The organism is Dyella thailandensis, assembly GCF_050749815.1.
Lineage (GTDB): Bacteria > Pseudomonadota > Gammaproteobacteria > Xanthomonadales > Rhodanobacteraceae > Dyella_A.
Window position 1 is genome coordinate 3,521,528 of sequence record NZ_CP192735.1, and the last position, 24,385, is coordinate 3,545,912.

The following is a 24,385-nucleotide window of genomic DNA, read 5'->3' on the forward strand; positions in this document are numbered from 1 at the left end:
ATGGCGCTCACGACTACAGGATTGACCGTGATCGTCGCGCAACTCTCCATATATGTCTGGCGCTGTACAACGCTGGCGGGTGCGTTGAACCCCTGGGGCGGGTGATAAACCGCCAGTCCAGCAGGTGTTGGAGCGTGCCAATAAGTCAGCGCCGGTGCGCAGTCGGGGCCACCACTTTTTCCAAAGTGGGAGATGCCCGCCATGCATAAGTAAACGGTACAGGGGTCAACCGTCTGAGCTCTGGTCGGAGGCATAACTAGGCATGCCCCGCTGAGCGTGGCAGTAGCGATTAAACTACGTAGTCTCATGACACGCTTCCTTGTTTTTATGCGCCTTGATCAGCGATTGCGCGGTGACGTAGTTGCTTGTGAATTCAGGGTATGGCAGAAGACGGCTCTTCACTGCACGCGCACGGGTGGAGAGCAAGCGGAAAAGTACACGGCACAACCGGTGGTTGCAGCGTCGCATGTTTTCATTGCCCGCGTCCTAGCCTCGTCCTCTGTTTCTCCCCCGCGTACGTTAAATCCGGTTTTGCCAGCCGCTAGGGCCGCACATCCGTTTCCCAGTGAAAGACTGATCTCACACTCCGTGCCACCTTTATTTACACAGTCCTGCATGGCAGCGCTTTCGGCTGCGTTGCGGGTGGGAAGATCGAGCGCCGTCCCCAGAACCCCGTTTGGCGCATCAGTGGCTACCGCAAGCCAGCGGCTTTCCCACCTTGGTGGTGGTGCAGTTATCGGGGCGGGTCCTTGTGGACTGGCGGAGTATCCCGGTATAGGAGCGCAGCCTTGCGGACCCGCCTGACCATTCGGGGCGCCAATTGGGTAATAGCCCGGTGGGCAATTGCCCTCAGCCAAAGTCGCCTTGGTCAACGCCAAAAGAAATACAAGAATAGACAGGCGGATCGCTTTCATATCAGTATCACGGATGCCTTTGAGGGGTCGTTTTCATTGCGTCAAATGCGGTGGAGGTACTCGCGCTGGTAAGGCGGGCATCTGTCCGGCTTGCACTCGGGGAGAGATTGCGTTGCATTGCGTTACTGGTCCTTTGAGGTAGCTCGCCCGAGCCGGACGCCAGTTGTGGACGATAGCCCTCACTGAAACCATACGATCCAGGAGGTTGGCCGTGCGGTCCGGGACGAGCCACGCCATTGGCTCCGTTGCCAAATGCGGAGTAGGTCAAAAAGTTGCCCACGGTACCCTGAAAAAAGGCAGCTGCAAGCGGCGGCACCGAGACGATCAACACTGTCAATAGAAGTCCTATACCACCCTGTTCGAGCGCCCGGCTCGAGAACCCTTCTGCGCCTTGACCTGTAAAGTTATTGATTAGGTCCGCTGTCCAAAGTGCAGCCGCCACATTGACAGTGAGTTTCAATACAACCGAGGTGATAAAGCACAGGGTCGCGATCGAAAATAGTGTGCCTATTCCATAAAGAAGCCACTTCCGAAAAAGTTCTTTCGTCTGGTCAAATATCAAGCACAGTATAAATATTGGCCCTAGCCCGATGAATAGCGCCATAGTGAACTGGTAAAGGAGAAGCATGGCACCTGCCGCCATTGGGGGGCTCGCAGCACCGAATCCGGCTAGCATCATCGCGTGCGCTTTTGCCTGCGCATTCTCTGTGTCGCCCGGTGGCACCTGAACGACATCGATCGCCGCAAGTGTAAGTTGAGTGGCAGCCATATTCCGGTCAATCTGCGCAACAGGAGAGGGTTCTCCCGACACTAACTGACCAATTGCCGAGCCTATGCTGCCACTGCCGTCGCTTGAAAAAAAACTCTGCAATGGTTGAGAGAATATCGACGCGGATGTCGCAGCCGTGACAATGATGACAATGCGTGCTGCATTGGTGACGAGGGCCATCATTGGCTCACGAGATTGGCCAGTAATTATCCGATACCCTTGGATAAGGATCCACAGCGTGATAAGGACCAACGCTACCGCGCTCGCGAATGCGACGGCGTTGCCAATCACCTTGCTTTGAAAGGCCTCGATCTCATTTTGTAGGTAGTTGTATACCAATGTGTAATAGGCATAGTCACCTAGATTTTCCATATTGTCGTGTTCCGTGATTGACAGGCCGAGGGTGTCGGCTTGTCGAGCAGCGCTTAGTAAATTGGTCGGATTAATTATTTATTGTGAAGGCTGCCTTTAAGGCGGTGGCTTGGACGACATTGCCAAGTATCGTATTGCTCCCCTTCATTGCTACGGTAGCCAATATGGCCTGTTGCTTCTGAAGTGTTGCTATGACTGCGTCGTCTGCTTTTATCTGTGCCTGCCAAGTAGCCATGGCCGTTGTTACTGTCGCATTGATTCCCGCTGCCTGGGCTTCTGCGTTGCTGGTTTTTCCCAGAGTATCAACGGTGGCGATGAGGCTGTTTAGCTTATTGAGCGTGGAGGTGTTTGCGGTTCCTATTGCATTCAGCGCTTTGGCTGTCTTGTTGTATTCGTCGATTTGGAATACTACAATTTGGGCGCATAACATTTGCTGCCTTTTTGCGAGAGGCTGATTGGATGTTAATACAGATGCAAGCGACCCAATGAGGTCGCCCATGATCCCGCTCTCGGCGCCAGGGCAGGCTGACTGAATCATCTGATCCGTGTTGGTAATTTCTTTCAGCTGTGTATCGAATAGCGAAATGTTGGTGCCCAAGCTCTGGGCTTGCACCAGGATGTTCTGAACCGTCGCTACTTGCTGCGCGAGTTGCTCCGCCTGCCTCGCATATTGCAGGCCTTGCCGTATATATGATGCCGAGGCGTCGGCATGGCTCGCTGTTATCGCTCCTTGATCAAGCACGAGTACCTGCGCAGCCCCGTTTGCTGAGTAAATCGAGATGAAGACCGCGCTGAAGAACGCGGCAAAAAAGCGGCTTGTGGAGAGCGATTTCATTTGTCACTCCTCATGATCCAAGGGATTTGGCATTTGTGGGGTGGTGTGCCACCCCGAAATCAGACCGATGGGAAGATTTTAATTTTCCCGTTCCTTTACGCTCCTCATAGAAATGAGATAGCCATAAGTCAGGTTTCAACAGATCGACGTGAAATCCCTCAGCCGCCGCGCATTTCTGGATCACGTGATGCATGACCTCGATGTTGTCCGTAGAGGCGGAGATCACGGCAAGGTGATCGTCCAGGCCGCGAAGGTTGAGCTGGCACACGGCGCTGGCGTGGCCTTGCTTCACTAGGAAGCAGCGCGAGCGTTCGTCCAGGCTCACGACGACCTGGTATTCGGCATCCGTGAGCTTCAGTCCGCCGACGTAGTCGTCGCGACTGGCGTTGGGGTTGGGCAGCAGGATCATTGTGGCGGTCTGTTCGACCAGTGCGGCGGCGATATCGCTGGCCAGTGCATCTTCCGGACTTTGCGTGGCGAAGATGCCCAGGCCGTTCTGCTTGCGGATGGTTTTCTGCTTGTTCTTGGCGAATTCCTTGAGGCCGCCCTTGCCGTCGAGAATCTTCCAGAATTCGTCCATCACGTAGATCAGTGGCCGGCCGTCGATCAGCGCCTCGAGGCGGTGCAGCAGGTAGTTGATGACCGGCACGCGCACTTCGGGGTTGTCGATGATGTCGGTGTAGTCGAAGCCGATGATGTTGGCCTTCTCCAGATCGATGGTATCGACCGGATTGTCGAACACCCATCCCAGCGAGTTGCCCGCTGTCCACTTGCGCATGCGGATGTAGAGCCCGTCGTCGCCCATGTTGGGCAGGCTCTTCTGGAAGTTGGTCATGGTGCGCAGGTGCATCGGCGTGTCGAGGATGTTCTCGACTGCGCGGAAAATGTCCTCTTCTTCGCGCGAGCTGTAAACGCTCTTGCCGGCCAGCACCTTGACCAGATCGGCGAGGAACTGCACGTTCGCCTCGCTGCGTTCGCACTGGAACGGGTTGAAACCGGTGGGCTGGCCGTTCTCCAGCGCGAGGTAGTTGCCGCCGCAGGCGCGCACGAAGATCTCGGCGCCGCGATCCTTGTCGAAGAAGAAGATCGTGGGCGACGGCTGCAGCTTCTGCACCTGGCTGAGCAGGAAGTTGATCAGAGCGGTTTTGCCGGTGCCGGATTTGCCAATCACCATGGTGTTGGCAATGGCCTTCTCACCGAGCGAGTCCTCGGCCGGGTGGGTGGCGTGGAAGTTGAAATAGTAGGGCTGGCCGTTGGTGGTCTGCAGTGTGGTGACGCAGTCGCCCCAGGGATTGTTACTCTTCTTGCCGGTGGCGAAGTTATGCAGGGGCGAAAGGCCGAGAAAGTTCAGCGAACTGACATTGGCCAACCGGGTGCGGTACTTCCAGTTGCCGGGGAACTGCGCATAGAACGCCGCCGTGACGGCGAGATCCTCTTTCACCGAGACGAAGCCCGCGTTGGAAAGTTCAGCGCGCGTGGTGGCGATCTGCTGCGACAGCGCCTCCTGGCTCGCGGCGTAGATGGCGATGGTGAAGTGGTACTCGCCTAGTACGAAGTTGCCCGACGCGAGCTGATCCATGGCGTGGTCGAGCTCGGCGATCTGGCTGAAGGCCTTGTCGCCGGATGAGATCATCATGCCCTTGGTGCGATCGAGCGCCTTCAGCGCGTCCTGGCGGCCCATTGGGCTGAAGGAATGCGTGATGACGTATTCGAAATCCAGGTACTTCAGGCCGTTCAAGATGCCCGGATACGTGCCGTCGGTGTATTCCTTGATATTGAGAATGGCGCCGAAGTGGCTCTTGCCGTCGGGTGCGGTCAGCACGAAGTCGCCGGTCTTGGCGGAGAAGCGCTGTTTGCTGATCGGCAGGTACTCGGGAACCGGTGCCGGCAGCACCGGCACCGGTTCATCGATGCGGTTGAGCAGGTAGCCGTAGAACTCCAGCGCCTCGGAGAACACTACGCCGTTGGCCGCCTCGTACATGCCCAGCCGGTAGGGAGCGTAGTCCTTCAGCACGGCCTCGACGTTGCCTGCCAACTCCAGGATGGTGTTGACGGCCTCCAGTTGCTCCGCTTCCAGCCGGGCCAGGTCGGCTGATTTCTCGGCGAAGCGCTTGCCGCTCACCACCGGTCGATAGATCAGGGTGAGGTAAAGCTCGTTCTGCATCAGCTTCTGGCTGGACAGTGCCTCGTAGTAGCTGTCCGACAGTGACTGATTGAAGGCCTGCGAGAACTTGCTGTGATCGCTGAGCCGGCGCCGTCGACGTACGTCATGCACCCAGAACGCCACGTTGACGAAATCCGGCGCACGCAGCGTCTGCAGCATGCGGTTGAAGGTGTTGTGGCGATGCTCGATTTCCCATTCTTCCCGCCCGACGAACGGCAGGCCGCCCAGTCGCCAGACCAGCAGGAAATCCCCACCCGTGGTCTTGAGCACGGTCGGGGAGACATGCGTGGACAGCGGCAGAAACTCGCTGATCGGGGTGTCTGGCAAGAAGGCGGGCTTGGGCATGATCTTCGATCCGGGACGATTCCCCGGCGCGCCGGGGAATCTGGTGGGACTCACGGTTTCGACTTGGACGGGTCGCGATAGCTGTTGGGGGTGAATACCCACATGCCGCCGTTATCGCCCAGGTTGCGCACGCGTGTGCGGAACTGCAGGCGCAACCCGAGTAGCCGGAAAATCATCTCGTCGCGGCGCGCCATCTGGCGCATCACGAAGATGACTACGGGTAGCAGCAGCAGGTAGAAGAAGTTGGTGTACACCGCCAGGAGGAAGCACCCGCCCGCGCCCATGAAGAACGGAACGTAAGGCACCCCCATGAACATCGGGGGGCGGGTGCAGCCTCGAAACAGCGCGTTCTTATGCATAAAAATTAAGTGCGTGCGTCAGCAGACTGGCCGTACACGCGGTAGCGCCGGCATCCGTGGTGCTGTGATCGAGGAACATTTTTGCGATCTGGCCGGCGGCGCCAATGAGAATCGCGCCAATCATCACCGGAGCGACGTCGCTGATCCTCTTATGGGCAAACGCGATCTGATAGCCGGAAAAGATCACGGCAATGGTCACCACGACGATCGATATCGCATTGAGCACCTTGTTGATGCTGGTTGCGAAGCCACAGACCGTACTTGTGGTGTCTTGGGCGAAGGCCGTGCCGGGCAATCCAAATACGAGCAGGGCCGCGAGGCACATGAAAAGGAATAGCCGAGTGCGCTGCGAATGGAGGATGCTGTAGTTGCTGGGCGAGGTCGGTGCCATGGTGAAGTTCCCTATCTGGTGTTGAGGTTGCTGCGGCTATCAAGCGATGGCCACGCCGGTCGCGACTGCCATGCGCGCAGTCGATTCATTGCGGGCATCCGGCACGACGCCGGATGCCGAGGTGTGGTCGGATGGTCGGGTGAAAGCACCATCGCTGCGGTCGCGCTCGATCGCGACACCGCGCGGATGCCGTCCCATCTCAAAATACGAACGCGGCATCGCGTTGCTCCTTGTCCGCGGCGGCGGGGTCGCCTGCGGGTGTCGACGCAGCGAGAGCCGGCGCCCCGTCCTGCACCGCTGGCGTGACCGGGTCATCCGGGCCGCGCACGACGGGCTTGAACACACTCGACGCGGATCCTGGCGGTACATGTGATGGTGCGGCCGATGTGCTGGATTCGGCGGATGCCGCCTGTTGCTCGGGCGTGGGCACAGCTCGGGTACCCACGGAGCGGGCGACCGCCGAGACTGCGGCATTGGCGGCTGCATCGATCGCCACCCTGCGCAGGGCGGCGCGGTAGCCCGGCGTGCCCGCTGCGTGCAGCACCTGGGCGACGGCCTCGCGTCGAGGAGCACCTGAAGATCTCAGGGGAATGGGCGAGGCCGTCGGCGCCTGGCTTGACGCATCGGCCTGCATCGAGGCGTAGACCCTCTGCACATAGCCATCGCGATAACCGGTGACGAAATTGCCCGAGTAGTAGCAGCTGAAGGCCTTGCCCCAGTCCTGGCCGGAGCGGCCGTAGCATTCGGCGAGGATCTGCGCGCCGGCAGCCACGTTGGCGCAAGCGTCGAAGGCCTTCGCATAGGTGTCCAGCCCATAGCTTCCGAGGTTGCGGCGATTCACCTGGGCCACGCCGAGCGAGTAGTCATAGCCCTTGGCATCAAGCATCTGCACCGTCGCCAGGGCTTCGTCCAGCGACGCAGGCTGCCGCACCAACTGGCCGCCCACTACGCCGATCGCGAACGGGTTGGCGCCGGATTCGACCCGCACGATGTGCTGCATCACCTCCGCCGGCACGGCGAGGTTGGGGCACATCGTCATTTCCATTCCGGTGAACATGCAGATCCTCCCTGGTTCACATCAGTGCTCTGCAAACGTGCGACCCGGATCGAAGTCGATACCGGTGATGCAGCGTCTGCCGGCGTGCGCCTTGATGTGCACGACGATGTCGATGGTCATGCGCAGCAACCGCTTGATGGTGGCGAACTCAAGCCCCGCGCCCTCGTCCGACGCCTTCACCATCAGGGCGAGCTGGTCCCAGGTCTGTTCCGTGCTGCCGGCATGGCAGCTCGTGATCGACCCCGGGTGGCCGGAGGCGCAGTTGCGGATGAAGTAGAACGACTCGTCACCGCGCAGCTCGGCCAGGATGATGCGATCCGGCTTCATGCGCAGGCAGGCTTCCATGCAGCTCTTGGCCGTCACGTTGCTGGCGCTCTGGCCGCCCTTGGAGTACAGCAGGTGCACCACGTTGGGCTGTTCGATGAACAACTCGCGGGCGTCCTCGATGGTGACCAGCCGCTCATCCGCCGGGATATGGTTGACCAGCGACTTCATGAAGGTGGTCTTGCCACTGCCGGTGGCGCCGGAAACCACGATGTTCTTCTTGTTTAGCACCGCCTTGCGGAAGAAGTCGGCGTAGCGGCGCGCTGCGCGCAGCTCGAGCAGCTCGCTGTCGTGCTCGCCGAGTCCCTGGTTCACCTCCACGATGTCATCGAAGAAACCGTCGCGCTGGTATTGCTCCAGCGTCTTGAGTTGCTTGGAAGGAAGCCGGATCGTGATGGAGACGCTGCCTGCCTCGCACGCCGGTGGGATGACGAACTGGGCGCGCTGGCCGGTGGGGAAAGTGAGCGACACCACCGGGTCGACGTCGGTGATGCGCTGTCCGGTATTGCTCTCGTTGATCACGGCTGTGCAGAACTGCCGGGCGCGCTCGAAGGTCAGCGAGGGCACCTCGACGCGCTGCCAACCACGGCGGCTCTCCAAGTAGATCTCGCCGGGGCGGTTAATGCAGATCTCGGTGACGTCGGGCGATGCCATGAACTCCCGCACGCCCAGCACCTGGTACTGGTAGTCGAGAAAGTCATTTGAGATCTCGGCAGCGATGTCGTCCATGGCCTAACCCCTCAGAACCGCGCGACCACGCCGCTGAAGTCCACATCCTTGGATACGTAGACGTAAATCACCGTGCCCTGGTTGATGGTCACGGTGGGCGGGCGACTGGCGGCCTCGCGCACGGCCTGATTGGCCAAGTCCTGCACGGTGCGCGCGGTGTTGCTCTCGAACGGCTCCTGGGTCACATAGCCGTTGCTGATCGTGGTGGTTGTCGGGCCGTGCTTGGCCGCTTCGTACTTGAAGGCGTCGCTGAGCATGCTGATCAGCAGCGCGGCGCCAATGCGCTCACCCCAGTGCGCATCGTAATGGCCGGGTAGGCCGGCGCCGCCGAGGTTGTCGATGCCCGGGCTCTTCATGCTGACGTCGATGCCGGAGGGCGTGATGATGCGATCCCAGATGACTACGACCCGGCGCTGATTCTGTTGCTTCTGGTAGCTGCCAAGCACCTTGGACCCCTTAGGCAGCAGCAGCGTATGCCCATTGAACGAGTACACCGGTTCGGTGACCAGGCAGGTGCTGTAGCCGGAGATGTCGGACACGATGCGGGTTTCCAGGACGCAGCGGATGTACGTGCCACGTTGCATGAGCGTGTCTGGCTTGGTCAGCGGCTGCGCGTTGGTGATGTCCGAATCGGCGCTACCCGGCAGACCATTGCCGTTGGAAGTCGGGATCGGCATCGCGGGGGCTGGCTCGGCACTGCCGACTTCGGCTGCCAGGATGCGACGCTGAACCAGGCTGGGCTCGCGCGGCCCTTGCGGCTGTTCGCGCGGCAATGGCGGCGTGCGAGCCGGTGCCGGCATCAGGGGAATGGCCTGCGCCGGTGCTGGAGCCGGTGCCGGGCGTGGCAATTGCGGCAGGGCGACCGCGGCCGGCGCTTCGGCCACGGTCACTTTTTCCTCGCGTGGCTTGGGTTTGTCATGCGATGCCGTGGCGCTCTGGATCATCCAGTACGCCACGAACAGCAGCAGCAGAACGACCGCACCGAGCAGCAGTAACGCACGATGGTTCATACGCCGCAGTTCGCTGGCACGAAGTTGCGGTGCCCCGGCGTCGAGATCCGGCTCCTCGGCACGCTGCTGGTAGTGACTGGCATACGGGTTACCGGCCAGCGCGTCGGCACGCTCGCCCGCTGCCGGGCTGGCGGAATGATCGTGCTCGTCGCCGTGATTGGGTGGATTTTGAGCGCTCACTTCTTCACGTTCCTTCGCAGTCCCACGACATAGTCGCCATGGCGGATCACCAGGTAGCTGTAGGTGCCGTGGACGATGATGGTGTTGCCCTCCACGGTGGTGTTCACCAGCGAATCTTCGCTGTGCTCCCGCTCACGCATGAACACGGCCGGGAAGTCGCCCGTGGGGAAGGCCTTGAGGTCGCTCATGCGGATATAGGTGAAGCGCCCGTCGTCGTAGACGTTCACTGGCACCAGCCACGGGGCCTTCTTGGCACTGCGGGTGGCGTAGTCGTAATCGAAGTTGTAGCTGCGCCCGGGGATCAGCGCCGCGCTTTGCATGGCGACCTTCTCCTGCGCCTTCTTGGCCTGGGCGAAGCTGGCGTCGGCGGGATACTTGAACCCAATCTTGTATTGCACGCCGGCGCGACGGGCCTGATCGAGCGTCTTCCAGTCGGTCGCCACCACCTTCAGCTCGAAGATGTACGAGTGGGTTTCCGTGCGCACCATCATGTTGGTGTCCACGTCGACATTCTTCGGCTTGAGGTAGAACACGTTGCCGCGGCGGTTCAGTTCCCAGCCGCTGCTGAAGCCGGTGCTGTAGTCGAGGATCTTCTCGCTCGGGCTGAGCTCGATCTGGGTGGTGATGCCCAGTCCGGTCCGCACCGGATAGATGCGGTCCGGCTGGTAGTCGTACTGCTCCAGTGCCTGGGCGCGCAGCATCGATGGCGCGCAGGCCATGGCCAGCAGGGTCGAAGCGGCCAGCGGCCAGTGGGTGGATCGGTTCATCGGGGGGCGGCTCCGGCAACGGTGCCGGCGGGTGCCGGTGCGGGCGGTTCGGGGTTGCCGGCAAGCCCTGCGTCGGTGGCGGCGGGCGTGGGCGTCGCGGGTGCCGTGACGGTGCTGTCGGTGACTTCGGCCGGCGGCGCGGCGGCATAGTCGTTGTCCACGCGGTAACTGGTGACCCAGAACCCGAGCGGGTTCTCGATGCGGCTCTGATCGTCCATGTCCAGGTTCGGCTTGTAGGTGAATTCGATGGTCGCGATCTTGCTGTCCATCGGCTGGGTGGCGCCGGTGGTCTTGTTGAACAGGCTGCGCTGGAATCGCACGGTGGCGCCCCTGGGCGTGATGCCGGGGCCGCCGCCAAGCAAGACGATGCTCAACAGCTTGATGCGGATCGCGCGATCCTTGCCGTACTGCTTGTAGAGGCTGTCCTCGTTCATCGACGAGTAGAGCTTGGTGTACTCGGCCTTGACGCCCGGCGAGGCCATCGTCTGCACGGTTTTCCAATCGCGCAGGTTGAGCATGGCCAGGTCGTAGGATTCGCGTGCAAGCACGAAATGAGCGACGTTGCTACGATTGATCGCCTCGCTGGAAGTGATGCCGTGCGGGCCGAAATTACCGGTGAGGTGGGCCACGGTGGCGGTGCCGGTATAGGCATCGGCCATCACCAGGTACGGCACCTTCTGCTTCAGCGGAAGCATGTAGAAGTAGCCGCCGGCGAGAATCAGCGACATGCCGATTGCCGAGAAAGCGACCCACCAGGCGCGCCGTTCGCTGCGGCGGGCGAGATCGGCGATGCTGATCTCGAAGTTCACCGACTTGGCGACCGCCCGTTCGATCGCAGGCGTGGGAGATTTCTTCAGGTTCACGGCGTGGCTCCGGCATGCGGCGTGACGTCGGCGGCGGCGGTTGACCCCGCACTGACCGGTGCCTGCACGACGATCTGGCGCGGATGCGCGATCACCTGCACGCCCTGCGGTCCGTAGATGGTGCTGAGCCGGGAAGCGGCTTCCTGCAGGTCGGTGGTGTGAATGTCGGCCACCGGCTTGTACAGCGTCACGTCGAAGCCGAGCTGGTAATCGAGCGTGCGGCCGGTGTCCTTCGCCCAGCGATCCAGCATCGTCTTGAGCGTCTCATCCATCGGCGCGGCGTAGAAGGTGTACGGCTGCTCCAGCGGGATCTCCACCGGCGCATCCTGAAAGCGGTTTACGGGTTTCCAACTGCCGCGGAAGTCTTTGGCAGCAGGTGTCCCGCAAGCGGAGAGTGCAAGAGTCGCGAGCACAGCGGCACCGGCGAGCATCTCAGTGGCAACGGTTCTTTTCACGTCAAACCCGATCGTCGGTTGAAATCGCTGTCGCGCACGGCTGCCCGCGCAACGGCGTGCGCAGCGACGCGGTGTGGGAGGTGATGGGGGATGCCGCGTTTATGGGGCGAGCTGGCCTGCCGGTCGCCCGGGCGCGGGCGCTGGTTTGCAGCGCCGTTGGAACATCAGCGCGTGGGGCATGCCATGGCTGGGCTGGCGGATGCACCGCAATTTCAGAAAAACCAGACGGCGCGTTCGCTGCGGCAATCATCGTGATCAGCAATCCATGCTTCGCCCGATTGGGCGCTTCCTTCGCGACACCGGCGGCATTGATGCAAGCTTCGCATCGAAGCTCCTGCGCGACCGGTGACGCTCCCCTGTAAGTGCTGTCGATCACTCACGCGAAAAATTCTGGCGGAAAATTAGCAGGGCTGCCAGTAGCTGTGTATGACAAGAATTTTTCCTAGGGGGATGGCGCGCAGGCCTGCGTCGCTCTCGTGCACTGCGCAGCGGAAATGACTTTCCTCTTGCATGCTGCAGTCGAGCTAAGCCGCGTGCTGATGCGTTATTCCGCGGCTTTCGACAGCGTGAGATTGCGTGTTCCGAGAGACCTTCCGTTCGCCGTCGCGGACATTCGTAATGCCCTCGGGCATACGCTTTGGTGCGCGGAAGATGCTTTCATCGACATCCAGCAGCGTGACATCCGTCACGCGTGATCTGTGCGCCCTTCCGCGCTGCCGACATCGCGATTGGAAGCATTCCCTGATCGACTGTCGGACTTTTCCTACGCCACATGTCGAACAGGTGCCGCGCCCGCACGCAATCGCGAACTGTCTGTCGTGGGCGGAGCGCAACATGGTCACGTTGCGGCTTGGTGGCGAGACATCGCACAGCCCACGGATAGCGCATGTCGCTGCACGTCGGTCTTGCGTTGGGTGCATGACGCGTTGTGATGCGCCTTGCGTTGACAGTGCGAGAGCCGGTGCACGAGCATCCGCTCTTCAAGCAAGGAGGCTGAAGACATGCGCAAGCTTGGCATCGTGCTGGTTCTGCTGGCGCTGGCACTGGGCGGCGGTTGGGTGTTTGCCAACACGCTGATGACGCATCTGCTTGCATTGCCGCCACAGGCTCGAACGTGGAATACCTGGTGGCAGTACCTGCAGGCGGCGCAGCTGCCGCAGTTCGTCTCTTTCGCGGGCAAGATCCGGCTGAGCGTCGGCGTCGGTTTCGGGCTGCCGTTGTTGGCCTGGCTGGGCGCGCTGATACCGTTGATGCGTCGCCCGCGTGAGTCGCTGCATGGTGACGCCCGCTTTGCCACGATGGCGGACCTCAGGAAGGCCGGACTCCTCCGGCAGACTCCGCAGAGCATCCTCATCGGCAGCTACAAGGGGCGTTATCTCTGGCTGGGCGGTGCACAGCACGTCATCACCATCAGTCCCACTCGCTCGGGCAAGACCACCAGCATTGCGATTCCGGTACTGCTCTCCTACCAGCACTCGATGGTCGTGCTTGACCTCAAGGGCGAGCTCTTCAAGGCGACTAGCGGCTGGCGGCAAGCGCAAGGTCACGCCATCCGTGTCTGGGCGCCGTATGACGAATCCGGTATCACGCACCGCTTCAATCCGATGACCCCACTGGCAGGCATGGATGCCGGCAAGCGCATCGGCGAGTTGCAGACCATAGCCGCCATCCTCTATCCCGACGAGGCGGGCAAGGATCCCTTCTGGACCTCGCAAAGTCGTGCCGCGTTCACGGCGTTCGCCTCATTCATGTTCGAGGGGTGGGACCATCTGATGAGCGCGGGCTTTCCGGACATGGACCCGAACACCGACGAGAGCTTTCCAAGCCTTGAGCGCATCCTGCGGCTCTCCAGCGGTACCAGCGAACAGACGACCCAGGAGATGTTGCGCAGCTTTATCTCCGATCCGAGCTACAGCTTCGTCAGCCCGCAGACGCGCACCGTGTTCGGCAATCTTGCCGGTTTGGCGGATCAGACCTTCTCTTCCGTCATCGCCACCATGCAGGCACCGCTGCAGCAGTTTCTCAGCCCGATCCTGGCGGCTGCCACCAATGCCACGGATATCCACGTGGCGGGGCTGCGGACCAAGCCGACCACGCTGTACGTCATCATTCCGACGAACAAGCTGGACGAGAGCAGCAAGCTGCTGAACATCTTTTTCAGCAGCGTAATCGGCAACAACCTCACCAAGCAGCTCGGCGAGGATCCGGCGCTGAAGTACCAGATGCTGATGTTGATGGACGAATTCACCGCTATGGGCCGCGTCGACGTCTGGGCCAAGCGCATCTCCATCTCCGCCAGCTACGGCGTGCGTGATCTATGCATCGTGCAGAGTCGCTCCCAGCTGAAGTCGGCCTACGGCGAGGACGATGCGCAGAACTTCATCACCAACCACGGCGCGCAGATCGTGTTCGCGCCGCGCGAGCAGAGCGATGCCAACGAATACAGCGAGATGCTCGGCTACAAGACCATACGCAAGACGCATCGCAGTACCAGTCGTGGCCGTGGCACGAACCAGGTCTCGACCAACGTCACCGAGGAAAAGCGCGCGCTGTTCCTGCCGCAGGAGATCAAGGAGCTGCCGGCCGACGACGAACTGATCTTCTACGAGGGCTGCAAGCCGATCCGCGCCAAGAAGAACTGGTTCTTCAAGGATCGGGAGCTGAAAGCGCGCGCCAGCCTCCCGCCGGTGAAGATCAAGCTCGCGGCACGCCCCACGCAGAGCACGGGTGCTACCAGAGATGTCGTGCGAGCGGAGAGCAAGGAGGCCGCGACATGGCTAAGCTCCTGAGCCAGAGCTGCGACCTTGGCGCGTGTCCGCCCCAAGAACTGATCGTGCTGCAACCATGCCGTCATGTTGGGCGGCGCGGCTTCCGCGGCCAAGGTCCGCATAACGTCAAGGCTGCGCGCTTTTTCAAGCGGTGGCGGATGGCTACGTGAGCTGGAGGTTCTCACCGACTTCCTGCAAGGCGGGACTTTATGACCATAGGCGAGCCACGTGAAAACCCGAATTCATCGTACGACGCTCACTTTTCTACTAGCCCTGATCACAGGATGTTCCATGTCACACGGCACCTCGTCGAACCCCGCTAAGAATCCGCATCCGGTCAAGCGTTACGAGGTCGTGGCGACTTCGGACGCACCAGGGCCTTGGGATTCCATCGAAGGCTATATCGGATATGACATCGTCAACACCGGATGCATACCGCTGGCGCCCTTCCTTGGCGAGCGAAGCCTGACAAGCATTGGCCTCACCATCAAGATGACCCGCGTGGATGACCACACGTGGAAGGGGCACTTCTATCGCGACGCATTTCAGGACGAGGACTACGCCGGCCACGGCATGTGCCACTGGGATGCGGACAGTATCGGGGTCTCTGCGACCTTCCAAGGCGTGCGTTTTAATTGGAGCACCTGGCTAGACGCGCTCAAGCACGAGAGCTTTGGCACCGCATATTTCAGGAAAAGCGTTTACGGTGACCGGTCATTTGCTTCTTCTGGGGCTCCTGCGCTCACCGCAGAAGACCCTGAAGTCCGTGAACATTCGGCGGAATATTTCCGGTCGACCGTTGCCGTCAGGGAGGACGCGCCGTGAGTCCCGGGGTGCAAGAGCGTGCCGACGCGGCCAATGACGCCTATAACAACCGTCCGCACAGCGATGTTGATCTATCAAAGAGGGTGCAACTCAACGGAAATGCGTACCAGGTATTTGGGTACGCGAATGATCCTGTGAGCGGCTTCCACGCCACGGCTTACAGGGAGATTGCGCCTCCACATAACATCATCATTGCCTATCGTGGCACTGACCCTGGTCTTTTTTCTGGCAAAACCGGCGCCGAAAAGATTGCTCACGCGCTCACGACTGTGCAAGACATCGCGGTCGACGCCACCATGGTGCGAGACGCCGTCAATCCGCAGCGGTCAGCAGCTGAGGCTTTTACCCAAGCCATCATCGACAAGGCCGCCCAACTAGGCGTCTCCAGAAATCACATATTTGTCGCCGGTCATTCGCTCGGCGGCACCCTGGCGGAAATCGAGGCGGCGAAGTTCGGTTTGGTCGGCTCGACCTACAACGCATACGGCGCGGCAGGCCTGACCGATGGTCCGCCGAAGCCGGGGACGCATCTCACCAACTACCGCATGGCCGGTGACGTGGTCAGTGCCGCCAATGCGCACATTGGCGAGGTGGTGTCACTTGCCAGCAAGGAGGATGTGCAAAGCCTGCGCGCTGGCCGCTACCTGGACCCGCCCGCCGGAGCGCCGCCGCCCAATCCGCTAATCGCGATGCGGCTGGGCGATCATGGCGGACAGCAGCACTTCAGCAGCCAAAGTCCGGACAACATCCTGCAACCCTTCCGCTTCACGGAGGCAGCGCAGCGCTACTCCGACCACAAAGCCGGATTCGACCATTTTGTCGGTGACGTTTCCCGTGAACGTGGCGAGTTGTCCCAAGCCATGAAGCATTTGCAGGAGCACTATCGCCTGCCGCCAGATATCCAGCGGCAGGTGAACGAATATCTTGTGCTGCACGCTGACCAGCCGGTGCGCAGCGCTATCGAACACAGTGGCATCGCGGAAGGCGTCGAACACACTCTGCAGCAGGGAGCCGACCTGGCGCGCGGCGCCGGCCACTTCGTGCAGGCTCAGGACGAACGGGTGGCATCAGCCGCGCGTGAGGCTAGTGCCTACGCCGCGCCCCTGGGGCCTTTTGCACCGCTGGCCGGGTTTGCATTGAGCGAGACGGCGCACTTGCACGGGCAGGCCGCCGACGCCGTGGGCCACTTTGTAGGCGACCGATTGCAATCGGCCAGAGGTGACGTCGAGCAGGTCGCACACAACGTCGCCGGGACCGTCGTGGGGACCATGCACTCGCCCGTAGTGCAAGGGGCTGCAGCGAATCTTGTTAACAACGTGATCGACAGCTATCAAACCGATCGGGCGATAGGGCAGGCCGCGGTCAATGCCTACGAGTCCACCAAACACGCCCTCTCGGACGTTGTTGAAAACACTGGGCGGGCGGCTGACCGAACGTACGATGCTGCCAAGCGGGCGGCATCGCATGGCATCGGGGCGGCCGAGCACGCTGCGAGCGAGGCATATGACACGCTAACCCACCCCGGTCAGTGGTTTGGAGGTGGCGCAACATCGACGCCAGTGGCTCCGATGAACGCAACGCCTCGCGCTGCTTCGATGCCCGAAGGCGCGAGCCGAAGCGAGGAAGACCCGCGCCACCCGGACAACCCGGAGCATCGGCTGTACGACGAACTGCGTCGTCGTATTCCCGATGCATCGGAAGATCGTTTGATGCAGTTCACCGCCGCATGCCATGCCAGCAGGATCACGGCCGATAATCTTTCCACGATTCACCTGGATGAGACGCGGATGACGCTGGGCTTTCGTGGATCGAGCGTGATGTCTACGCCGGCCGTGGTCGACCTGAGCAAGCCCGCGCCCCAGCTGGAGCAGTCGATCCAGCAGATCCAGCAGCACGACCAGCAGCAGATGCAGTTGCCGGGTCAGCTGCAGCAGAACATGCAGATGAACGCGCATATGCAGCGCTGATCGGAGGCTGACTGCCGTGCTCAGACCGGTAAGTCCGGCGTTGACCAGCTTTGACATCTTCAGAGCCGACCGCGCGGGATGGGGTGCGAACTCGATTCGTGGAACACGACGGCGACTAGCTGTCGAATGGGTGCTGCTCGCTTAAGTCCCTTAGCGTTCGGAATACCCGGTCCTTCTGAAACAGCGCGCGCACACCCGCTTGCTGGCGCTTCAACGCACAGCAGCCTCACGTGCCGCCAACTCCCGCACCGCCTCTTTCCCCATGGCGCCCAGCCCTTCACCGCCCGCCTCGACGTGGGCGATGATCGCCCGGCGCATGGTGGGGTCCCAGAACTTGCGCAGGTGATCGGCCACGCTGGTCACGCCAACGGCGTGATCGGGCTCGGCGGCGAAGTAGTTGGCGATGTCGTTGACCATCTGGGAGAGGCGTTCGATGTTCATGGCGGGCCGTTTGGTGATGCGGGTTGAGCGGGGCGCGGATCGGGACGAACCCCGCGAGCATGCGCCCGCGGGGTCGTCAGCCTTCAGCGCGTGACGGGCTCGGCGGCCTTCAGCAGATCCTGCTGCTGCTGATCGAAGCTCTGGAAGCGCTTCTGCCAGCTGGAGGGCTGGTTCACCTTGAGCACCTGCACCGCGGTCACCTTGTACTCCGGGCAGTTGGTGGCCCAGTCGGAGTTGTCGGTGGTGATCACGTTGGCGCCCGAACCGGGGAAGTGGAACGTGGTGTAGACCACGCCCGGTTGCATGCGGTCGGCGATCTTGGCGCGCAGTACGGTTTCGCCGCTGCGGCTGGAGATGCCGACCCAGTCGCCGTCGTTGATGCCGCGCTCCTCCGCGTCGTGCGGGTGGATCTCGAGGCGGTCTTCCTCGTGCCACATCGAGTTTTCGGTGCGACGGGTCTGCGCGCCCACGTTGTACTGGCTGAGGATGCGCCCCGTGGTGAGGATCAGCGGATGCTCCGCGTTGACCTTCTCGCGAGTGGGTACGTACTCGGTGAGCATGAAGCGACCCTTGCCACGCACGAACTCGTCCACGTGCATCACCGGCGTGCCTTCCGGCGCCTCGTCGTTGCACGGCCACTGGATCGAACCGAGCTGGTCGATCTTGTCGAAGCTGACGCCGTGGAAGGTGGGCGTGAGCGCGGCGATCTCGTCCATGATCTCGGACGGGTGCGCGTAGTTCATCGGGTAGCCCATCGCCTGCGAGAGCTTCTGCGTGATCTCCCAGTCGGCCAGGCCGGACTGCGGCTTCATCACCCGGCGCACGCGCGAGATGCGGCGCTCGGCGTTGGTGAAGGTGCCGTCCTTCTCCAGGAACGAGCTGCCCGGCAGGAAAACGTGGGCGTACTTGGCCGTCTCGTTGAGGAACAGGTCCTGTACCACCACGCATTCCATTGCGCTGAGCGCGGCGGTGACGTGCTGGGTGTCTGGATCGGACTGGGCGATGTCCTCACCTTCGACGTAAAGACCCAGGAAGGTGCCGTCCAGCGCGGACTCGAACATGTTCGGAATGCGCAGGCCCGGCTCGTCCAGCAGCGGCACGCCCCAGGCCTGCTCGAACTGGCCGCGCACGGTGGCGTCGCTCACATGGCGGTAGCCCGGGAACTCGTGCGGGAACGAGCCCATGTCGCACGAGCCCTGTACGTTGTTCTGGCCGCGCAGCGGGTTCACGCCCACGCCCTCGCGGCCGATGTTGCCGGTGGCCATGGCCAGGTTGGCGATGCCCATCACCGCGGTGGAGCCCTGCGCGTGCTCGGTGACGCCCAGCCCGTAGTAAATGGCGCCGTTGCCGCCGGTGGCGTACAGGCGTGCGGCGCCGCGCACCAGCTCGGCGGGGACACCGGTGGTGGCTTCCATCGCCTCGGGGCTGTACTTGTCCTGCGAGACGAAGGTCTTCCAGCGCTCGAACGCCTCCGGCTCGCAGCGCGCGGCGACGAAGTCGTCCTGCACTAGCCCTTCGGTGACGATCACATGGGCCAGCGTGTTGAGCATGGCCACGTTGGTGCCGGGCTTGAGCTTGAGGTGGTAGTTGGCCTGGATGTGCGGCGAGCGCACCAGGTCGATGCGGCGCGGGTCGATGACGATCAACTTCGCGCCCTGGCGCAGGCGCTGTTTCATCTGCGAGCCGAACACCGGGTGCGCGTCGGTGGGGTTGGCGCCGATCACCAGCACCACGTCGGTCTGTTCGATGGAGTCGAAATCCTGCGTGCCGGCCGATTCGCCCAGCGTGCTCTTCAAGCCGTAGCCGGTGGGCGAGTGGCAGACGCGGGCGCAGGTGTCCACGTTGTTGTTGCCGAAGCCCGCGCGCACCAGCTTCTGCACCAGATAGGTTTCCTCGTTGGTGCAGCGCGAGGAGGTGATGCCGCCGATGGCGTGCTTGCCGTGCTCGGCCTGGATGCGCTTGAACTCGCTGGCGGTGTACGCAAACGCCTCCTCCCAGCTCACCACCTGCCACGGATCGGAGATCTTCTTGCGGATCATCGGCGTGGTGATGCGGTCCGGATGGGTGGCGTAGCCGATCGCGAAGCGGCCCTTGACGCAGGAGTGGCCGTGGTTCGCCTGGCCCTCCACGTTGGGCACCATGCGCACGATCTCCTCGCCCTTCATCTCGGCGCGGAAGCTGCAACCCACGCCGCAGTAGGCGCAGGTGGTGGTGACGCTGTGCTCGGCCTGGCCGCGCTCGATCAGCGTGGTTTCGCTCAAGGTGGCAGTGGGGCAGGCCTGCACGCAGGCGCCGCAGGAGACGCACTCGGAGCCGAGGAAATCTTCGTTCTGGCTGGGCGACACCTTGGACTCGAAACCGCGGCCCTGGATCGTCAGCGCGAAGGTGCCCTGCACCTCGTCGCAGGCGCGCACGCAGCGCGAGCAGACGATGCACTTGGACGGATCGAAGGTGAAATACGGAGTGGACGTGTCTTTCGCCACGAACAGCGGGTTGGCCGAACCGTCGGACTGCTTCGCGTAGACGTGGTTGGCGCCGTCGTAGCCGTAGCGCACCTCGCGCAGGCCGACCACGCCGGCCATGTCCTGCAGTTCGCAGTGGCCGTTGGCGGGGCAGGTGAGGCAGTCCAACGGGTGGTCGGAGATGTACAGCTCCATCACGCCGCGGCGGATCTCGGCCAGTTTCGTCGTCTGCGTGGCGACCTTCATGCCGTCGCTCACCGGCGTGGTGCACGAGGCCGGGTAGCCGCGCCGCCCTTCGATCTCCACCAGGCACAGCCGGCACGAGCCGAACGCGTCGAGCATTTCGGTGGCGCATAGCTTGGGGATGGCGATACCGGCCAGCGACGCGGCGCGCATCACCGAGGTGCCCTCGGGCACGGCGATGGAGCGGCCGTCGATCTCCAGCGAGACGGTCTTGGTGGACGTGGCGGCCGGGGTGCCGCGGTCGATTTCGACGATGGAAAGCATGGGGGAACCTCCAGCGCGCGGACGCTCAGGCGCTGCGCGCGAAATCCTCGGGGTAATGGTCCAGCGCGCTCAGTACCGGGAACGGCGCCATGCCGCCCAGGGCGCACAGCGAGCCGTGCAGCATGGTCTGGCACAGGTCGCGCAGCAGGACCTCGTTGCGGTCGCGCTCGACGTTCGCACGCATGCGGTCGATCACTTCCACACCGCGGGTGGAACCGATGCGGCACGGCGTGCATTTGCCGCACGATTCGATGGCGCAGAACTCCATCGCGTAGCGGGCCTGCGCGGCCATGTCGACGCTGTCGTCGAAGGCCACCAGGCCGCCGTGGCCGATCATGCCGCCGATCGCCGCGAACGCCTCGTAGTCCATCGGCGTGTCGTAGCGCGAGGGCGGAATGTAGGCGCCGAGCGGGCCACCCAGCTGCACGGTCTTGACCGGACGACCGGTGGCGCTGCCGCCGCCGAAGTCTTCCAGCAGCTCCTTGAGGCTCACGCCGAACGCCTTTTCCACCAGCCCGGTGTGCTTGAGGTTGCCGGCCAGCTGGAACGGCAGCGTGCCGCGCGAGCGGCCCATGCCGAAGTCGCGGTAATGCGCGGCGCCCTGGTCGAGAATGATCGGCACCGAGGCCAGCGTGACCACATTATTGATCACCGTGGGCTTGCCGAACAGGCCCTCGATGGCCGGCAGCGGCGGCTTGAAGCGCACCTGGCCGCGCTTGCCTTCGAGCGATTCCAGCAGCGAGGTTTCCTCGCCGCAGATGTACGCGCCGGCGGCCATGCGCACTTCCAGGTGGAAGGCCTTGCCGCTGCCGCGCACGTCGTTGCCGAGATAGCCCTCGGCTTGCGCCGTGGCGATCGCCGCGTTCAACGCATCGCGCGCATGCGGATATTCGCAGCGCAGGTAGATGTAGCCCTGCGTGGCGCCCACGGCGAGGCCGGCGATGGTCATGCCTTCGATCAGTACGAACGGATCGCCTTCCATCACCATGCGGTCGGCGAAGGTGCCCGAGTCGCCTTCGTCGGCGTTGCAGACGATGTACTTCTGCGCGGTCGGCGCGTCGTGGCAGGTCTTCCACTTGATGCCGGTGGGGAAGGCGGCGCCGCCGCGGCCGCGCAGGCCCGAATCGGTGACGGCGGCGACGATGTCGGCCGGCGCCATCTTCAGGGCGTTGTCCAGGCCGCGGTAGCCGCCGTGGGCGCGGTAGTCGTCCAGGCTGCGCGGATCGACAATGCCCACGCGGGCAAAGGTCAGGCGCTCCTGTTTGGCCAGGTATGGAATCTTTTCGGTGAGCCCGTGGCCCAGCGCGTGCTGGGCGCCGTGCAGGAAATCGGCGTCGAACAAGCCGGCGACGTCCTCCGCCTGCACCGGCCCGTAGGCCACGCGTCCGGCGTCTGTGGCCACCTCGACCATCGGCTCGAGCCAGTACAGGCCGCGCGAGCCGTTGCGCACGACGGTGACATCGAGCCCGCGGCGCGAGGCTTCGGCGCTGATCGCGGCGGCGGTCGCTTCCGCGCCCAGCGACAGGGCGCCGGCGTCGCGGGGAACGTAGACGGTAAAACTCATGATGCCTCCCGGGCGGTCTTCAGCCAGGCATCGAAGCGCTCCGGCGTGACGCGTCCGTGCAATTCCTCGTTGACCAGCATCGCCGGCGAACACGCGCAATTGCCCAGACAGTAGACCGGTTCGAGCGTTATCGCGCCGTCATCCGTGGTCTCGTGGAAATCGATGCCCAGCCGCTGCTTGACGTGCGTCTCGAGCGCCGCGGCGCCCATCGACTGGCACGACTCGGCGCGGCACAGGTACACGATGCGCTTGCCCGACGGCCGGGTGCGGAAGAAGTGGTAGAAGCTCACCACGCCGTGCACGTCGGCACGCGACAGGTTGAGCTCGCGCGCAATGAGCGGAACGGCGCCTTCGGGCACGTAACCGAGCGCCTCCTGCACCCCGTGCAGGATCGGCAGCAGGGCGCCCGGCTGATCCTTCAGCCGGGCCGTGACCTCGAGCACCGCGGCGTGGCTCTCCGGGGAGAGCCACTTGGCGTTTTCCTGCGGACCGGAGCCCGCCCGTGCCGGGTGATTCATGGTCTTCAAGCCTTTCTCAGAACAGTGCGGCGGCCTTCGCCAGGGCGATGTACAGGCCGATCAGAAACGGTACACCCACGGCCAGCCAGAAGATCGCGCCTGCGACACCGAAGTTCCCACGCGCCGCCGTCTCCGCCCCGGCGCTGCCGCCGGTGTCGTGCTGCAGCGAACGCTCGCGGGCCAGCTCTTCGTCGGTCATGAAGGCCGATTCCTTGACCGGTTTCACCAGCGCGTTGCAGATCAGGCCCACGAACAGCAGGCCGGCCATGATGTACAGCGTGCGGTCGTACACCAGGTTCTTCGCCACGCCGGCCGCCAGCTGGCCTTCGCGGATCGCCGCGATCAGGAACGGGCCGAAGATGCCGGCCGCCGACCAGGCGGTGAGCAGCCGGCCGTGGATCGCGCCCACCATCTGCGTACCGAACAGGTCGGCCAGATACGCCGGCACGGTGGCGAAGCCGCCGCCGTACATGCTCAGGATCACGCAGATCGAGATCACGAACAGGCCAGCCGCACCCATGTGGCCCCAGGTCGGCAGCAGGCAGTACACGATGATGCCGAGGATGAAGAAGGTGTAGTAGGTGTTCTTGCGGCCGATCTTGTCCGACAGCGAAGCCCAGAACAGACGGCCGAGGCTGTTGAACAGGCTGATCAGGCCGACCAGGCCGGCGGCTGCCGCCACCACGGCCGCCTTCTGCGCCGGGGTGAGATCCGCTGCCGCTTCGGTGAGGCCGGCGAGCTTGCCGCCGAACACGTCCTGCAACATCGGGCTGGCCATCGAGATCACTGCGATGCCGGCGGTCACGTTGAGGAACAGCACGCCCCACACCAGCCAGAACTGCGGGGTCTTCCACGCGCGATTGAGGTGCACGTGGCGCTTGGTGATCATGCTGGATTCGTCGGCCGCCTTCGGCGCCCAGCCGGCCGGCTTCCAGCCCACTGGGGCCACGCGGAAACCGAATGCGCCGGCGGACATCACCAGCAGGTAGATCACGCCCATCGCCATCAGGGTGGAGGCCACCCCGGTGCCGCCATCGATGGAAAAGTGCTTCATCAACGCCACCGCCAGCGGGGCGCCGATCATCGCGCCGCCGCCGTAACCCATGATGGCGAAGCCGGTGGCCATGCCGCGGCGATCGGGGAACCACTTGATCAGCGTGGAGACCGGCGTGATGTAGCCCAGGCCCTGGCCCACACCGCCGAGCACGCCGCAGCCGAGGTACACCAGCCACAGCTGGTGCATCGACACGCCGATGCCGCCAATCACCAGGCCACCGCCCCAGCACAGCGCGGCGATGAAACCGGCCTTGCGCGGGCCGGCATGCTCCAGCCAGCCACCCCACAGGGCCGCGGAGATGCCGAGCATGGCAATGAAGGTTTCGAAGATGTGGGTGACCTGCGGCACCGTCCAGTTGCAGCTGGTAGTGGTCAGCGCGGCCATGAAGCTGAGGTTGGAGCACACGGCCGGGTCGGCCGTGGCGACCAGTTTGGTCATCGGCAGCCAGAACACCGAGAAGCCGTAAGCCATGCCGATGCACAGATGGATCGCCAGCGCCGCCGGCACCACCCACCATCGGTTGTAGCCCGGTCCCGCGATGGTGCTCTCGCGCGCGAGAAAACCCGCCTTGCTGTTTGCCGCCGGCACACTGGCCATAAGCCTCTCCCCTGTAAAAGTGGAATACGGATGCGTGCCTGCGCGATCCCCGTCGCGGGAGACACAGCACTTTTGATCATGCCGCCCGCCCCTGCGGGCCGGCTACTCGACATAGGTCGCATCGCCAGGCTGCAGGAAGATGACG

Annotated in this window: 22 protein-coding genes; 4 read left to right on the top strand and 18 right to left on the bottom strand. The window is 63.0% G+C overall.

Annotated elements, in window-relative coordinates:
* Positions 1-398 precede the first annotated feature (398 nt).
* The 13 genes from ACQVBX_RS16030 to ACQVBX_RS16090 form a co-directional block, all read right to left on the bottom strand.
* Positions 399-914, bottom strand: a complete 516-nt coding sequence (locus tag ACQVBX_RS16030) for a DUF4189 domain-containing protein (RefSeq protein WP_431635328.1) — start codon at positions 912-914, stop codon at positions 399-401.
* Between the two features lie 7 nt (positions 915-921).
* Positions 922-2,055 (bottom strand): type IV secretion system protein, encoded by a 1,134-nt coding sequence (locus tag ACQVBX_RS16035; RefSeq protein ID WP_431635329.1) that lies wholly within the window; start codon positions 2,053-2,055, stop codon positions 922-924.
* 70 nt (positions 2,056-2,125) lie between these two features.
* A complete protein-coding gene (locus ACQVBX_RS16040; protein WP_431635330.1) occupies positions 2,126-2,890 on the bottom strand; it encodes a hypothetical protein in 765 nt (254 codons plus the stop codon).
* 10 nt (positions 2,891-2,900) lie between these two features.
* A complete protein-coding gene (locus ACQVBX_RS16045; protein WP_431635331.1) occupies positions 2,901-5,399 on the bottom strand; it encodes a VirB4 family type IV secretion/conjugal transfer ATPase in 2,499 nt (832 codons plus the stop codon).
* 50 nt (positions 5,400-5,449) lie between these two features.
* Positions 5,450-5,758, bottom strand: coding sequence for a type IV secretion system protein VirB3 (locus ACQVBX_RS16050; RefSeq protein WP_431635333.1), 309 nt, complete (start codon positions 5,756-5,758; stop codon positions 5,450-5,452).
* Positions 5,751-6,149, bottom strand: a complete 399-nt coding sequence (locus ACQVBX_RS16055; protein ID WP_431635334.1) for a TrbC/VirB2 family protein — start codon at positions 6,147-6,149, stop codon at positions 5,751-5,753. Before ACQVBX_RS16055 ends, ACQVBX_RS16050 begins: the two co-directional genes overlap by 8 nt.
* A gap of 39 nt (positions 6,150-6,188) precedes the next feature.
* Positions 6,189-6,368 carry a hypothetical protein gene (locus ACQVBX_RS16060; protein ID WP_431635335.1) on the bottom strand — a complete coding sequence of 60 codons (180 nt, stop codon included), beginning with the start codon at positions 6,366-6,368 and terminating at the stop codon, positions 6,189-6,191.
* On the bottom strand, positions 6,349-7,206 hold the full coding sequence (locus ACQVBX_RS16065) for a lytic transglycosylase domain-containing protein (protein ID WP_431635336.1): 858 nt from the start codon (positions 7,204-7,206) through the stop codon (positions 6,349-6,351). The genes ACQVBX_RS16060 and ACQVBX_RS16065 overlap by 20 nt, the downstream gene beginning before the upstream one ends.
* A gap of 21 nt (positions 7,207-7,227) precedes the next feature.
* Positions 7,228-8,259, bottom strand: a complete 1,032-nt coding sequence (virB11, locus tag ACQVBX_RS16070; protein ID WP_431635338.1) for a P-type DNA transfer ATPase VirB11 — start codon at positions 8,257-8,259, stop codon at positions 7,228-7,230.
* A gap of 11 nt (positions 8,260-8,270) precedes the next feature.
* A complete protein-coding gene (locus ACQVBX_RS16075; protein ID WP_431635339.1) occupies positions 8,271-9,449 on the bottom strand; it encodes a TrbI/VirB10 family protein in 1,179 nt (392 codons plus the stop codon).
* On the bottom strand, positions 9,446-10,168 hold the full coding sequence (locus ACQVBX_RS16080; RefSeq protein WP_431638216.1) for a TrbG/VirB9 family P-type conjugative transfer protein: 723 nt from the start codon (positions 10,166-10,168) through the stop codon (positions 9,446-9,448). Before ACQVBX_RS16080 ends, ACQVBX_RS16075 begins: the two co-directional genes overlap by 4 nt.
* 44 nt (positions 10,169-10,212) lie before the next feature.
* Positions 10,213-11,079 carry a virB8 family protein gene (locus ACQVBX_RS16085; protein ID WP_431635340.1) on the bottom strand — a complete coding sequence of 289 codons (867 nt, stop codon included), beginning with the start codon at positions 11,077-11,079 and terminating at the stop codon, positions 10,213-10,215.
* Positions 11,076-11,396: a hypothetical protein gene (locus tag ACQVBX_RS16090; protein ID WP_431635342.1), complete on the bottom strand. Its 321-nt coding sequence runs from the start codon at positions 11,394-11,396 to the stop codon at positions 11,076-11,078. The genes ACQVBX_RS16085 and ACQVBX_RS16090 overlap by 4 nt, the downstream gene beginning before the upstream one ends.
* 632 nt (positions 11,397-12,028) lie before the next feature.
* On the opposite strand from ACQVBX_RS16090, the gene ACQVBX_RS16095 reads away from it, so the two are divergent.
* The 4 genes from ACQVBX_RS16095 to ACQVBX_RS16110 all read left to right on the top strand — a co-directional run bounded on the left by ACQVBX_RS16095 (position 12,029) and on the right by ACQVBX_RS16110 (position 17,094).
* Positions 12,029-12,229, top strand: coding sequence for a hypothetical protein (locus tag ACQVBX_RS16095; RefSeq protein WP_431635343.1), 201 nt, complete (start codon positions 12,029-12,031; stop codon positions 12,227-12,229).
* A gap of 306 nt (positions 12,230-12,535) precedes the next feature.
* Entirely contained in the window at positions 12,536-14,323 is a 1,788-nt protein-coding gene (locus tag ACQVBX_RS16100) for a type IV secretory system conjugative DNA transfer family protein (RefSeq protein ID WP_431635344.1), read from the top strand.
* Between the two features lie 270 nt (positions 14,324-14,593).
* Positions 14,594-15,127 carry a hypothetical protein gene (locus ACQVBX_RS16105; RefSeq protein ID WP_431635345.1) on the top strand — a complete coding sequence of 178 codons (534 nt, stop codon included), beginning with the start codon at positions 14,594-14,596 and terminating at the stop codon, positions 15,125-15,127.
* On the top strand, positions 15,124-17,094 hold the full coding sequence (locus ACQVBX_RS16110) for a hypothetical protein (RefSeq protein ID WP_431635346.1): 1,971 nt from the start codon (positions 15,124-15,126) through the stop codon (positions 17,092-17,094). The genes ACQVBX_RS16105 and ACQVBX_RS16110 overlap by 4 nt, the downstream gene beginning before the upstream one ends.
* Before the next feature lie 210 nt (positions 17,095-17,304).
* Here ACQVBX_RS16110 and ACQVBX_RS16115 read toward each other — a convergent pair whose 3' ends face one another.
* The 5 genes from ACQVBX_RS16115 to ACQVBX_RS16135 all read right to left on the bottom strand — a co-directional run bounded on the left by ACQVBX_RS16115 (position 17,305) and on the right by ACQVBX_RS16135 (position 24,240).
* Positions 17,305-17,535 (bottom strand): formate dehydrogenase subunit delta, encoded by a 231-nt coding sequence (locus tag ACQVBX_RS16115; RefSeq protein ID WP_431635347.1) that lies wholly within the window; start codon positions 17,533-17,535, stop codon positions 17,305-17,307.
* 83 nt (positions 17,536-17,618) lie between these two features.
* Positions 17,619-20,504 carry a formate dehydrogenase subunit alpha gene (gene fdhF / locus ACQVBX_RS16120; protein WP_431635349.1) on the bottom strand — a complete coding sequence of 962 codons (2,886 nt, stop codon included), beginning with the start codon at positions 20,502-20,504 and terminating at the stop codon, positions 17,619-17,621.
* Between the two features lie 25 nt (positions 20,505-20,529).
* Entirely contained in the window at positions 20,530-22,068 is a 1,539-nt protein-coding gene (locus tag ACQVBX_RS16125) for a formate dehydrogenase beta subunit (protein WP_431635351.1), read from the bottom strand.
* A complete protein-coding gene (locus tag ACQVBX_RS16130) occupies positions 22,065-22,586 on the bottom strand; it encodes a formate dehydrogenase subunit gamma (protein WP_431635352.1) in 522 nt (173 codons plus the stop codon). Before ACQVBX_RS16130 ends, ACQVBX_RS16125 begins: the two co-directional genes overlap by 4 nt.
* A gap of 16 nt (positions 22,587-22,602) precedes the next feature.
* A complete protein-coding gene (locus tag ACQVBX_RS16135; RefSeq protein ID WP_431635353.1) occupies positions 22,603-24,240 on the bottom strand; it encodes an OFA family MFS transporter in 1,638 nt (545 codons plus the stop codon).
* Between the last annotated feature and the right edge of the window lie 145 nt (positions 24,241-24,385).